Source organism: Microvirga vignae (assembly GCF_001017175.1).
Classification (GTDB): domain Bacteria; phylum Pseudomonadota; class Alphaproteobacteria; order Rhizobiales; family Beijerinckiaceae; genus Microvirga; species Microvirga vignae.
Genome location: NZ_LCYG01000017.1, coordinates 16425 through 28989, shown reverse-complemented (window position 1 = coordinate 28989; position 12565 = coordinate 16425). Strand labels below are relative to the sequence as shown.

Annotated in this window: 17 protein-coding genes; 11 read left to right on the top strand and 6 right to left on the bottom strand. The window is 61.2% G+C overall.

Going from position 1 to position 12565, the window contains the following annotated elements:
- Positions 1-95: 95 nt before the first annotated feature.
- The 6 genes from AA309_RS06880 (at position 96) to AA309_RS06860 (ending at position 3518) form a co-directional block, all read left to right on the top strand.
- Positions 96-485, top strand: a complete 390-nt coding sequence (locus AA309_RS06880; protein WP_047188274.1) for a DUF3775 domain-containing protein — start codon at positions 96-98, stop codon at positions 483-485.
- Positions 486-623: 138 nt separating this feature from the next.
- Complete coding sequence (locus tag AA309_RS06875; protein ID WP_047188273.1) at positions 624-866, top strand: hypothetical protein; 243 nt, start codon at positions 624-626, stop codon at positions 864-866.
- Between the two features lie 127 nt (positions 867-993).
- Positions 994-1215 carry a hypothetical protein gene (locus tag AA309_RS06870; RefSeq protein ID WP_047188272.1) on the top strand — a complete coding sequence of 74 codons (222 nt, stop codon included), beginning with the start codon at positions 994-996 and terminating at the stop codon, positions 1213-1215.
- 10 nt (positions 1216-1225) lie between these two features.
- Positions 1226-1393: a fasciclin domain-containing protein gene (locus tag AA309_RS37390; RefSeq protein ID WP_084730952.1), complete on the top strand. Its 168-nt coding sequence runs from the start codon at positions 1226-1228 to the stop codon at positions 1391-1393.
- A gap of 145 nt (positions 1394-1538) precedes the next feature.
- Positions 1539-2351, top strand: a complete 813-nt coding sequence (locus tag AA309_RS06865) for a class I SAM-dependent methyltransferase (RefSeq protein WP_047188271.1) — start codon at positions 1539-1541, stop codon at positions 2349-2351.
- 117 nt (positions 2352-2468) lie between these two features.
- Positions 2469-3518, top strand: coding sequence for a DUF808 domain-containing protein (locus tag AA309_RS06860; RefSeq protein WP_047188270.1), 1050 nt, complete (start codon positions 2469-2471; stop codon positions 3516-3518).
- Positions 3519-3690: 172 nt separating this feature from the next.
- Here the strand turns inward: AA309_RS06860 and AA309_RS35765 are convergent, their stop codons facing one another.
- Positions 3691-4077: a hypothetical protein gene (locus AA309_RS35765; protein ID WP_052954517.1), complete on the bottom strand. Its 387-nt coding sequence runs from the start codon at positions 4075-4077 to the stop codon at positions 3691-3693.
- 449 nt (positions 4078-4526) lie between these two features.
- Here AA309_RS35765 and uvrB point away from each other — a divergent pair, with 449 nt between their 5' ends.
- Positions 4527-7232 carry an excinuclease ABC subunit UvrB gene (uvrB, locus tag AA309_RS06850; protein WP_047188339.1) on the top strand — a complete coding sequence of 902 codons (2706 nt, stop codon included), beginning with the start codon at positions 4527-4529 and terminating at the stop codon, positions 7230-7232.
- 23 nt (positions 7233-7255) lie between these two features.
- Here uvrB and AA309_RS06845 read toward each other — a convergent pair whose 3' ends face one another.
- Both AA309_RS06845 and AA309_RS32885 read right to left on the bottom strand, forming a co-directional pair.
- Positions 7256-8068, bottom strand: coding sequence for a nickel-binding protein (locus tag AA309_RS06845; protein WP_047188269.1), 813 nt, complete (start codon positions 8066-8068; stop codon positions 7256-7258).
- Positions 8069-8524: 456 nt separating this feature from the next.
- Positions 8525-8683, bottom strand: a complete 159-nt coding sequence (locus AA309_RS32885; protein WP_047188268.1) for a DUF3309 family protein — start codon at positions 8681-8683, stop codon at positions 8525-8527.
- Positions 8684-8960: 277 nt separating this feature from the next.
- Here AA309_RS32885 and AA309_RS06835 point away from each other — a divergent pair, with 277 nt between their 5' ends.
- The gene (locus tag AA309_RS06835) at positions 8961-9188 is read left to right on the top strand and encodes a NepR family anti-sigma factor (protein ID WP_047188267.1); all 228 of its coding nucleotides are present in this window, start codon (positions 8961-8963) and stop codon (positions 9186-9188) included.
- A complete protein-coding gene (locus AA309_RS06830; protein ID WP_047188266.1) occupies positions 9185-9733 on the top strand; it encodes a sigma-70 family RNA polymerase sigma factor in 549 nt (182 codons plus the stop codon). The genes AA309_RS06835 and AA309_RS06830 overlap by 4 nt, the downstream gene beginning before the upstream one ends.
- Positions 9734-9844: 111 nt before the next feature.
- On the opposite strand, the gene infA is transcribed toward AA309_RS06830, so the two are convergent.
- From infA to AA309_RS06815, 3 genes are all read right to left on the bottom strand, one after another.
- Positions 9845-10126 (bottom strand): translation initiation factor IF-1, encoded by a 282-nt coding sequence (infA, locus tag AA309_RS06825; RefSeq protein ID WP_047188265.1) that lies wholly within the window; start codon positions 10124-10126, stop codon positions 9845-9847.
- 92 nt (positions 10127-10218) lie between these two features.
- On the bottom strand, positions 10219-10428 hold the full coding sequence (locus tag AA309_RS06820) for a cold-shock protein (protein WP_047188264.1): 210 nt from the start codon (positions 10426-10428) through the stop codon (positions 10219-10221).
- Positions 10429-10622: 194 nt separating this feature from the next.
- Positions 10623-10883 (bottom strand): hypothetical protein, encoded by a 261-nt coding sequence (locus AA309_RS06815; protein WP_047188338.1) that lies wholly within the window; start codon positions 10881-10883, stop codon positions 10623-10625.
- Positions 10884-11060: 177 nt separating this feature from the next.
- On the opposite strand from AA309_RS06815, the gene AA309_RS06810 reads away from it, so the two are divergent.
- Positions 11061-11882 (top strand): BON domain-containing protein, encoded by an 822-nt coding sequence (locus tag AA309_RS06810; protein ID WP_047188263.1) that lies wholly within the window; start codon positions 11061-11063, stop codon positions 11880-11882.
- Between the two features lie 166 nt (positions 11883-12048).
- The gene (locus tag AA309_RS06805) at positions 12049-12423 is read left to right on the top strand and encodes a hypothetical protein (RefSeq protein ID WP_047188262.1); all 375 of its coding nucleotides are present in this window, start codon (positions 12049-12051) and stop codon (positions 12421-12423) included.
- Positions 12424-12565: the final 142 nt, after the last annotated feature.

The window sequence follows — 12565 nt, the reverse complement described above, 5'->3', positions numbered from 1 at the left end:
GTAGCGCCGAAAGCCTGGCCGCCTGCCGAACCGAAAGCTGTCTTGAGGGTTTTCCTGTCACAGGATTCAGCAAAGATTGCTTCAAGAGGATTTCGATGGATATCGCGCTCGACAAGGTATGCGAACTCATTCTCCGCGTCAGGGCCATTGACGTGAAAGAGGGCCCCACGGATCCTGCCTCGGGCTCGAACCCTATCGATGATGGTGCCGTCGACGCCCTCACCTCCTCGCCCGATGATGCCACGGAAGCGGAGCTTCGAGACGTGATCGCAGGCCTCAATGATGATGAGCGCGCGGATCTGATCGCTCTTGTTTATATCGGCCGGGGCGATATGGAACCCGAGGAATGGGGGGATGCCGTACGCTTGGCCCGCGAGCGGGAGGAAGCAAGCTCCCTCTCTACCGCCGACTGGCTCATCGGCATCCCAAACCTTGCCGATCTTCTCGATGAAGGCCTCAACGCCATGGGCCGCAGCTGCGCCTGAGCGGCGACCTGCAAAGAATAATTCTCCATCCTGTGCATCCAGGCAGTCAGCTCGCGTGCAAAGGCTACTCGCTCTCGCGGGGGCTTTAAGCTTCTCTGCACTGAAGGCATCGCGCCAACCTGTGCTGGTCGGGTTTTCATGAACGATGCCAACGAGCCCGGTACGTTGCTGCGCACCTTTGCGGATGGCGGCGCGGAGCCGACGCTGCTCGACGACATGCAGATCTCGCACACTCACTCCATCCAGGTCTGGACGTTTTCGGATCCGTCTGCCCCCGTTTCCGTGGGGATGATCCACGCGGACAAGACGGTTTTGCTCAATATGCAGAACATGCCTCGCCGCATTCGGATCAACTCTTTGCGATCCCGGTCGAGCCCCTGACCGGTTCGCAGACAGGACTGCCAAGGGGTCCTGTCGTCAAAGGCACAGCATCGACGGCACTGTGACGGTGCCCTATTTGCGACATGGATTGAGCAAACACTCTCGCCGACTGCCGAAGGAGGACGCCATGACTCCGCGCAATCCCGAAGAAAGCCCTGAAGAGACGACGCAGGACGAGGTTCTGCAGGCGATCAACGAAGTGCTCAGTCATGACACGGAAGCTCCGGTCGTTTCTGTGCCGGAAAACACACCGGTTCTGAATGCGCAGCCGAAAGAGACGCCCGACACCAAGGTCGAACTTGATCGTATCGAACTCTACCTGAGAGGGCCAACGGCCTTCTCGGCTTGAAGCTCTCAAAATCTTCTCGCTAAAAATTTTCTCCTCTCCTGCAGCCAGTCATGGACCCTCCGGCAACGGGCTGAGCATTAAGGACAAGAAGGGCAGCCCGTGCATCGTCACGATTTCCGACGTCATGCAGTCGAACGGCGTGATCCATGTGATCGACATGGTGCTGCTGCCGGGCTGATCCTTAGATCCTTACATTTCATGCGTTGCTTTCCTCCGGCGACTTTCCACGGCAAAAGCCGCCTTTTCATGCGTCGGTTTTACAAAGGTCAACGAGTGTCCTATGCACGCAGACTCAGGAACGAGATAACCTTCGGAGAACCCCCATGGCAGCGCCCTGGCAGAAAGCCAATCTATCGAATTGGAACAACCGGGCTGCGCTGCACATCCGCGACGCAACGGGTTTTTACAACGTGGATGGCTTCCTCGCCGGAGAGGACAAGCTCTATCCCATCGAAGCCTCCGAAATCGGAGACGTAAAAGGTAAGCGGCTCCTGCACCTGCAATGCCATTTCGGCCTTGATACTCTCTCGCTCGCCCGTCGCGGCGCCATCGTCACGGGACTGGATTTCTCGCCAGTGGCCATCGAAGGCGCACGGGATCTCGCGAAGAAAGCAAATCTCCCCGCCACCTTCGTGGAGGCCGACGTCTATGATGCCCGCAAGATGGTCGACGGCCATTTCGATATGGTCTTTTCCACCTGGGGCACGATCTGCTGGCTGCCGGATGTGAAGCGCTGGGCGAAGGTCGTGGCCGACATGCTGGCGCCGGGTGGCAGCTTCTACTTCCTCGACTCTCATCCATCTGCACAGGTCCTCGATCTGCGGGATGGCCATCTCGAGCCGACTTATGGCTGGCGCACGCCCATGGATAAGCCTGACGTGTTCGAGGAGGCGACCTCCTATACGGGCGACGTGCACAAGGAGAAGACGGTCGATTACAACTGGATCCACCCGCTCTCCGACATCATCGGCGGCCTTCTCGAAGCTGGCCTGCATCTGGAATTCCTGCACGAGCACGAGTTCCTGCCCTACAAACTCTTTCCGGTGATGGTTCCTGCCGGAAAGCTCCTGTTCCGTCTTCCTGACGGCTCGGTGCCCATCCCGCTGTCCTTCTCGTTGAAGGCGGTGAAGCCCTGATTGCCTTTGCACCGAAATTGCACCTCGGGCGTTGTCGAAACCGGGAGAAGCGGTTTAGCTGCTCCCGGGCATTCTAACCTCTCTAACCTCTTCGCCTCCCTTTCGACAGGAGCCCTCATGAGCATCGGCCTGATCGCCCTGCTGGACGACATTGTAGGTTTGGCCAAGGTGGCCGCAGCCTCCCTGGATGATGTGGGGGCTCAGGCGGCCAAGGCGGGCGCGAAGGCAGCGGGTGTGGTGATCGACGATGCGGCGGTCACACCGCGCTACGTGGTGGGCTTTGCGGCCTCGCGCGAATTGCCCATCGTCGGCAAGATCGCTTGGGGCTCTCTCAAGAACAAGCTGATCTATCTGCTGCCGGCAGCACTGCTCCTGAGTTTCGTTGCGCCCTGGGCCATCACGCCGCTGCTCATGATTGGCGGCGCCTATCTCTGCTATGAGGGCTCGGAAAAGGTCTTTGAAGCGCTCTTCCCTCACGGCGCGCATCAGCATGAGGCCGCGGTCGGCGAAGCGGTGCAGACGGCCCAGAGTGTTGAGGACGAGAAGGTCAGCGGCGCGATCAAGACCGACTTCATCCTCTCCGCCGAGATCATGGCGATCACGCTTGGCACTGTCTCCGAGGCCTCGACAACGATGCAGGCCTTTGTGCTCGCAGCGGTCGGCATCGGCATCACGGCGCTGGTCTATGGCGGCGTGGCGCTGATTGTGAAGGCGGATGATGCGGGTGTGGCACTCGCCACCAACGACCGCCCGGTCTCCAGCCTCGTGCGGCGCAACGGGAATGGCTCCTCATCCGTCGACAGAGCGCTCGCTCCGATCACGCGCGGCTTCGGGCGCGGCCTCGTGCGCGCGATGCCGGTGCTCCTGCGCATTCTCGGGGTCGTCGGCACCGCTGCGATGATCTGGGTCGGCGGCGGCATCATCGTTCACGGGCTCGAAGGTTACGGTTTCGCGTGGCTGGGCCACACGATCCACGACATCGCGGCTGCCGCAGCTCATGCGCTCCCCGCCTTCAGCGGCGCTGTGGAATGGCTTGTTACGGCAGCAGGCTCGGGCCTCTTCGGCCTCCTGCTGGGCGCCGTGCTGATCCCGCTCATCCACTATGTGGCCGTGCCATTGGTGAAGGCGCTGCGGGGAGGCAAGAAGGCTCGGAAACACACGGCCTAAAACGAACAAGGGCTGCTCTAGCGCATCGTGCGGAAAAGTGGGCCCGGTTTTCCGCACGATGCGCTACTCTAGGAAATGAGCATCGGATGAATCCCAAGACTGGAATCCACTTTTGGGTCCGCGGCCCCAGGAGCAGCCCTCTCGCACTCGTTCAAGCCTTGACAGCAGACGCTCAGAGCTCTCCGAGCTTGATGAACTGCGTCTCGCCGGACGAGTTGTCCACGCCATCATTGTCCGCGATGATGTAGGCATCGCCCGCAGCGTTGATGGCGAAGCTCTCCACCTTGTCAGCCGCGATGCCGGACAATGCGCCCCAAGCAATCGGCAGGCCATCGGTGCTCTTGGTCGAGCGGATGGTGGGATAAGCAGGAGCTTCACGCTCGGCGCGCTGATAGATCATCACGTGAGGGGCAGCACCGCCATCGCCGTGCAGATCGGTTTCGCTCGTCGCGACGAACAGGTTGCGGGAGGGAATGGCGAGCAGGCCTTCGGGGCCAATGCCCGTCGGCAGGACCTGCAGCAGCTCCGGTGCTGCGCCCGTATCGCGATACACGACCACGATGGATGCGCGCTCGGAGCCGACGAAGATTAGGCGTTCGTTGCCGTAGCGGCCAGTTCCACACCTTCGGTTTCCGCGCCCATTTTGTTGCGCTTCTCAGGATAGTGGCCGAGCGATACGATCTCGTGCTCCAGGCTCGCGGCGGATTCGTAGGCAACGGAGCCGTCCCTGTTGAAGATGGTAAGGCCGCGCGAGCCGCCCTTCCAATCACCTTCGTTGGCCGTCGCGAAACGGCTGGAGTCGAGCCAATGCCCGGCGTCGGGCTCACGAAGAGCTCCGTCCTGCGAGGCACTCAGATCGATCTTGCCATCCGTCTTGGTATCGACGTTCTTCAGATCGGCCTCGCCTGCGGGGAAGTGTGTCTCGACCTCGCCGGTCTTTCCATCCTGACGGTTGGGAAGAGATCTCCGACCCTTTCAATCTTCACTTTTTTGTACCATATTCGTTCTATGGCCAAGTCACCCAAGAAGCCCAAGCTTTCCACCGGGAAGGCGTCCAAACCTGAACTGAAGCCGCTGGATCCCTATCTGGCCGATCTCTTGAATCCCGCCGTCAACCGGGAGCGAGAGGCGGCCGAGGGCTTTGCCGAGCGCGCGCAGGAAACCTTCATCCACGGCGACATCGCGGATGTCGATCCGGCACTGGCCAAGAAGCTGGGTCTCAAAGGGCCTGACGACGGGCCGGACGTAGCGGACGAGCTGGGAGACCTCGCGCCCGGCTCCGGCGTCACGGCCACGGTCGATGCGCTCACGAAGCTGCTGACCGAAGGCGATCCCCGCTTCAAGAACGGCAAGCCCTGGGTGCCGCACCGCCCGCCGCGTCCCGAGAAGTCGGAAGGCGGCATTCCGTTCAAGATCAAATCCGATTTCACGCCCTCCGGCGACCAGCCGCAGGCGATCCGCGAACTCGTGGACGGCGTGCGGCGCACCGAGCGCGATCAGGTGCTGCTCGGTGTCACCGGCTCGGGCAAAACCTTCACCATGGCGAAGGTGATCGAGGAGACGCAGCGCCCCGCCCTCATCCTCGCGCCCAACAAGACGCTGGCCGCGCAGCTCTACGGCGAGTTCAAGTCGTTCTTTCCCGACAACGCGGTGGAATACTTCGTCTCGTATTACGACTACTACCAGCCCGAGGCCTATGTGCCTCGCTCGGACACCTTCATCGAGAAGGAATCGTCCATCAACGAACAGATCGACCGCATGCGCCACTCTGCGACGCGTGCGCTGCTGGAGCGCGACGACGTGATCATCGTGGCGTCAGTATCGTGCATCTACGGTATCGGTTCGGTCGAAACCTATACGGCAATGACCTTCTCCGTGAAGGTGGGCGAGCGCATCGAGCAGCGCCAGCTCATCGCGGATCTCGTGGCATTGCAGTACAAGCGCATCCAGAGCGATTTCGCGCGCGGCACATTTCGTGTGCGCGGCGATGTCATTGAACTCTTTCCGGCCCACTTGGAAGACCGCGCCTGGCGCATCGGCCTCTTCGGCGACGAGATCGAGAGCATCGTCGAGTTCGATCCTCTCACCGGCAAGAAGACCAACGATCTTTCCTTCGTGAAGGTCTACGCGAACTCGCATTATGTGACGCCGCGCCCGACCTTGCAGCAGGCCGTGAAGGGCATTCAGGACGAGTTGCAGCACCGCCTGCAGGAACTCGCCCGCATGGGCCGCCTGCTCGAAGCGCAGCGGCTGGAACAGCGTACGCAGTTCGACCTCGAGATGATCGAGGCCACCGGCGTGTGCAACGGTATCGAGAACTATTCGCGCTATCTCACGGGTCGCAAGCCCGGCGAGCCGCCGCCGACGCTGTTCGAATACCTGCCCGATAATGCGCTCGTCTTCACCGACGAGAGCCACGTGACCGTGCCGCAGATCGGCGGCATGTATCGCGGCGACTTCCGCCGCAAGGCGACGCTTGCCGAATACGGCTTCCGCCTTCCCTCCTGCCTCGATAACCGCCCCTTGCGTTTCGAGGAATGGGATGCCATGCGCCCGCAATCGATCCACGTGTCGGCCACACCCGGCAAGTGGGAGATGGAGCAGACCGGCGGCGTCTTTGTCGAGCAGGTCATTCGCCCGACAGGTCTCGTGGACCCGGTGGTGGAGATCCGCCCCGCCCGTTCGCAGGTGGACGATCTGCTGCACGAGGTGAAGGAACTTTCCGCGAAGGGCTACCGCACGCTTGTGACCACGCTCACCAAGCGCATGGCGGAAGACCTCACGGAATACCTCCACGAGAACGGCGTGCGCGTGCGCTACATGCACTCGGACATCGACACGCTGGAGCGCATTGAGATCATCCGCGACCTGCGTCTTGGCGCGTTCGACGTGCTCATCGGCATCAACCTGCTGCGCGAGGGGCTGGACATTCCGGAATGTGCGCTCGTCGCTATTCTCGATGCGGACAAGGAAGGCTTCCTGCGTTCTGAGACCTCGCTCGTGCAGACCATCGGCCGCGCGGCGCGTAACGTGGAAGGCAAGGCAATCCTCTATGCGGACCAGATCACCGGATCCATGGAGCGCGCGATTGCGGAAACCAACCGCCGTCGCGAGAAGCAGCTCGCCTACAACGCCGAGCACGGCATCACCCCGCAATCGGTGAAGAAGAACATCGCGGACATTCTGGAGAGCGTCTACGAGCGCGATCACGTTTCCGTCGATACGGGGCTTGCCGACAAGACCGTGGGTCACAACCTCAAGGCCGTCATCGCGGATATGGAAAAGCGCATGCGCGAAGCCGCCGCGAACCTGGAGTTCGAGGAAGCCGCACGGTTGCGCGACGAACTCAAGCGTCTTCAGGCGACGGAGCTTGCTATCAGCGACGATCCGATGGCGCGCCAGAGCGATGTGGAGCGCGATGCCGGCAAGTATGGCGGCTCGCGCAAATACGGCCGCAACGCCAACCTGCCGCCGAAAGGTCTTCCCGCTTCATCGGAAGATGCGAGCGAGGGCGACGAGGATTCCGAGACTTATGGTCCGCTCGGCAAGGGCCGCTCGGATGAAGGCACGCGCATCCGCAAGCCCGGCCTCGACGAAATGGGCCCCGGCACCGACCGCGAGATTCCGCTGAACTTCCGCGAGCGTCCAACGGGCCGTTCGACGCAAGGGTTCGCAGGGCAGAAGCCGAAGTACAAAGGGCGCAAGGGGCGGTAACATTGCCCCCTGCCACCCGCGTGTCAGCGCCAAGCCACTTCGAATGCAGCAACAGGCCGCGCAAAACCTTTCAAGGCTTTTTGACCGAGGTTCATGAGCTTGACCCGATCCGGCAACAGTCCGGACACGACTTCGGAAACCACGATGGTGTCAGGCTCGGCACTTTGGCAGAGCCGGGCCGCCATCTGAACGGTCGCTCCGAACAAATCGTTATGATCGGCCACCGGCTCGCCGGCATCGAGCCCTATCCGCACTTGGAGCTTCTCCCGGCTCGCAAGATTGAAGGCATCGAAGGCCTGTTGAATCGCGCGGGCGCATTCCACGCCTGCGACCACATCGTCGAATGACGCCATAATGCCGTCGCCGGTATGCTTGACCTCACGCCCGCCCTTGTCGTTCAGGGCTCGACGCACCAGTGCATCATGAGCCCGCACCATCTCAACCGCTCGCACATCGCCTAGACGAGCCGTCATTCCGGTCGAATCGACAATGTCCGTGAACATGATGGTGCGCATGGCCGGATCGATCAGCGGCTTGGAGCCTCGCGCCGCCGGTGTCGGATCAGAAACACGGCCCAAGAAAGCTTCTACGGCAGAGAGATCGACCTCGATAACGTCCCGTGCGATCGCTCCATGTGCCTCGTCATGAACCCGCATGGCCGTCTCAATATCGGGAGCGTCGATGAGGCAAAATGCCGTGCCGCGGGTGTCATCGAACCAATAAGTCAGGAAGCGCACTCCGTAGCGCCCCTGCACTTCCAAATCCTTCCGGTGAGCCTCGGCGATATCCGCGGCTGTCAAACCCTTCAGGTCATGACGATCCAGGAAAATGGGCATCGCTTTCTCCGAAGCCCCTGACCTAATCTACACTGTTGGGCGAGAACCCGGAATGTCTTTTGCTCTTAGCGACCGGTCGGGCCTGCGATGCCTCGCGCTTGCGTGGATTGGCCAGACATGAACAGCGAGATCTCGTTGCATATCGGCTGCCCCTCGCATGAATTCGAGAGCGCCCCCTTAATCGCCAAGATGGCAAATGACGGGATTCTTTCTCAGCACAATGACTTGATGAGAGTCGGCCCTGCCATTCAAGAAGCCTGCACCGCTCGAGGGACGCGATGCCTGCCGCCAGAGGCGAGCTCTCGAATGCCGGTGGCAGAATTGTAACTATGATGCGACGGCCGATGGGAATCTGCGGATGGATACAAGCTGAGCAACCCGACGCCAGAACAGATCTAGGCGCAAAAGCAAAAGGCGGCTCGAAGGCCGCCTTTTTATCATCGTCGCCGTTGCCCGTCAGAGCCGTCCCATCAGCAGCAGGATGATGAGGATCAGCAGGATCACGCCGAGAAGGCCGCTCGGGCCGTAGCCCCAGCCGCGGCTGTAGGGCCACGCCGGCACGGCGCCGATGAGCAGAAGAATAACGAGAATAAGCAGGATGGTGCTGACGGCCATGATGTGCCTCCAATCTTGGCTTCGGCTGGAGGAGCACTTCTTCCTGCGCGGACGACCACGCAACAGAGTTCGCGGACCTCAACCGAAACTGAGCTGTTGCAGGGAAACTTGGCCGTTGGAATTTGGTTCCCGAATACCGCGCGGAATCACGCGGAATGAATCTCTGCCGTAAAGGAACGATCAAGATGGCTTGGCGTTACACTCACGGCGATTGGGTGCCGCCGTGTAGCGCGACCCCTGCGGGAGGTCGCCGCTCTCTACGGATCAGGACGACCCGATGCAGAAAAAGAATCCAAGTCACATGCCCCACTACGATCCAGAGCCTGTTCCGGGCCTCAGAAAGTCCTCGTCGCCAGCGCTCAGCCGTTCGGTTCAGTCCCAGCTCGGTCAGCGTCTGCGTCAATTTTATGAAGCACTAGCGCTCGGAGAGCAGCCGGTTCCGGATCGTTTCATCGAGATCATCAATCGTTTGGACGAACGGAAGCCGGAGAAACAGCAATCATGAGCATCGATACCGATCTTCGCGATTCCATGCTCAAGGCGACGCCCAACCTGCGCGCCTTCGCCATTTCTCTGACGAACAACGTGGACCGTGCGGACGATCTCGTTCAGGAAACATTGATGCGCGCGATCGCCAATATCGATCGCTTCCAGCCTGGCACCAACATGCAGGCGTGGCTCTTCACCATCCTGCGCAATCTCTTCCACTCCGAATACCGCAAGCGGCGGCGCGAGGTGGAGGATGCTGACGGCAAGTACGCAGCCGCCCTTTCCGTGCAGCCGGACCAGATGCCCCACCTCGATTTCGAGGATCTGCAGAAGGCTCTCGCACGTCTGCCGCATGATCAACGCGAGGCGCTGCTGCTGGTCGGCGCTTCGGGATTCTCCTACGAGCAGGCGGCGGAGATCTGCGGCTGCGCCGTTGGCACCATCAAGAGCCGCGTGAACCGTGCGCGCAATCGCCTCGCAGAACTCATGCACTTCGAGGATATGGATGAGGATATCGGCCCCGATCGCGTCACCCTCTCGGTCATGCACGCGGTGGCCTGATCCCCGTCGATTCCAAACGCCAAAGCCCGGCGAAGCGGAAGACCGCTCCCGGGCTTTCATTCATCGAACGACGAGACAGGAATTGCGCCGCTTAAGGCGCGCGCAATCGGCTTACCGGCGCCGGAACTGCTGGCCGCCGCGCTGCGGTGGACGCGGGCCGGACGATGCACCCGAGTCCTTGTGGCGGAAGATGAGCCGGCCCTTTTCGAGATCGTAGGGCGACATCTCGACGGTGACGCGGTCACCCGCGAGCGTCTTGATGCGGTTCTTCTTCATCTTGCCGGCCGTGTAAGCGATGACCTCATGGCCATTGTCGAGCTGCACGCGGTAGCGCGCATCCGGCAGAATCTCGGTCACAAGTCCTTCGAAGGTGATCAGTTCTTCCTTTGCCATGCAAAGCCTTTCTCATAATAAAAAAGCCGCCCCTCAAGCGGAACGGCCGATAGGCAAGAGAGCGTGCCGGACACGCTCTCAAGTATCAAACCTTACGCGTTCTGCAGGTTCACTGCAGAGGTGCGGCCGGTGCGCTGGTCAGTCTGAAGCTCGTAGGAGATCTTCTGACCTTCGCGCAGACCGCGCATACCGGCGCGCTCAAGCGCGGTCGCATGCACGAATACGTCCTTGCCGCCATTGTCGGGCTGGATGAAACCATAACCCTTGGTTTCATTGTACCACTTCACGGTTCCCTGTTCCATGGGAAATCCTTTCACTGTCGCTTGCACGTGGGCGGGGGCTCAAAGCCAATTCGCCCGTTAGTCGATATTGGTAGAGAGAAGGAACGTGCGCCCGGCAGTGCCAAAGCGAAGTAGCCCAGTCGTCCGGCCAAATGTCGATGGCGAGAAGGTAGGGTAAGGATAGGGCAATTGCAAGGCAGGACGGCTAAGCCATGTTAGGTAGCCCGAGCGCCTCTGAAGCTCGAGACAAGGGCTTGGAGAGCTTTCTCGCCCTCGCCCGTGAAGCGGATCTCATCTCCATCGGCCTCGATAAGCCCCCTGCCCTGCAACTCGGAAACGGCCTCGTCGCTGGCTTTGTGGCCTGCTCCGTCGCGCCGGACTACGCTCCTCACCACCTGTCCGCTGGAGAGCTGGTGATAGGCCGCAAAGGCGAAGACCGCCAAAGCCTCGTCGCTCAAGTCTGATAGATCCGCCACGGGAAACCTCGGCTTCGGATGATTGCACCACCCCGTCAAGGCGATCCCGGCAAAGGCGTTCAAGCACAACCTCTCAAAAGGTACCGTGAGGAACGGCTTTTGCGGCCTCACGTTGATGGAGCAAGGCTTTCGCTCAATGGCGGGCCTATCCCCAAAAACAATGGAAGGAGCGCTCCCATGGCCAATGATCGTTATCGCGACGAGGACGGCTACATCGCCCGTCGAGGCTTCGGCAATGAACGTGCCGGCTATGCCCCTGACCGCAACCGGGACGCCAGCTATGAGAGGACGCCCAGGCGCGATTACGGGGATTCCACCGGCTACGGCACGGGTGGCTCGGCCCGCGACTGGCGGGATGTCGTCGGCGAGGACCGTGACTACGACCCTTCATCGATCTTCAGCTCCGGCAAAAGCTGGGACCGTGATCGGGGCTATCGTCCCCGCACCGTAGGTGTCTATGGCCGGGACCAGGACCGCTACAGCTCGGCCACCTTCGGTCGCGGTTCCCGCGATTATCATGAGGACAGAGGCTTCTTCGAGCGCGCCGGAGACGAGGTCCGCTCCTGGTTCGGAGATGAGGAAGCCGAGCGCCGCCGCGAACAGGACGTGCGCCAGGCAAGCCACCATCGCGGCCGCGGGCCGAAGGGCTATCAGCGCTCAGACGCGCGGATCATGGAAGACGTGAACGATCGCCTGACGGACGATCCGCATATCGATGCTTCCGAGATCGAGGTGTCGGTCTCCAATCGCGAGGTTACCTTGAGCGGCACGGTAAACAGCCGCTTCGAGAAGCGCCATGCGGAGGACATCGCGGAAACCGTCTCGGGTGTCACCCATGTGCAGAACAACCTGCGCATCCAGCAATATGCCGATATGGGCATGGGCGGCAGCATGCTCTCCGGCGCGGGCGCAGCGGGCGCCGGAACGGTCGGGCAGCCTGAAATGAGCACGACAGGAACAGGTGAAGGCGGATCGTCGGGGCGCAAGGACAGCACCTGACCTCTGAGGCTTTTCAAGAGGGAAGATTTCCCCTGAAAAGCCGCCCCCTGCTAACATTGATGCGCCTCTACCTCTTGGGGACAAGGCGCATCTGTCGTACCAAGGCCTTACCTTTTCCCGAATGCGCACGGACCCCATATGCCATTGGGAAGGATGAGGACAAGCAATGGCAGGCATTTCCGTCACGCTCGAGGGCGACAACATCCAGCTCGCTTTCCAGAAGGGCGAACAATCAACGGCGGTCGTCATGGACCCGCATGCCGCGCGCTCGCTCGTCAAGGCCCTGAGCCAACTCCTCATCGCCATCGGCGAAAGCGGCGAGACTGGCGATGACGCTCCGGAAGAACTGGTGGAGGTCACCTCCTCAACCATCGATGTCGGCACGGATGAGCACGGACTGGCGGTGGTGGGCCTGCAGGCCGGCCTGATGCCCCCCTTCCTGCTGCGCCTCAAGGATGACGAGGCCAGGCACATCGCAACCAGCCTCCTGGAAATTCTCAACAGCCCGCGGGACGTCCGCACATCTCACGGGGATCATTAGCCACATCGATGTCCATCGTGATGCGGGCATGCTCAGGGGAGCACCCGGGCTCTCCCAGCTTAAGCTGAGCCGCTGCGGAACTTCATTACGGCCATACGGTTGTCGAACGCGGGTCATCATCGGCTCCGCTTTGGACAAAGCC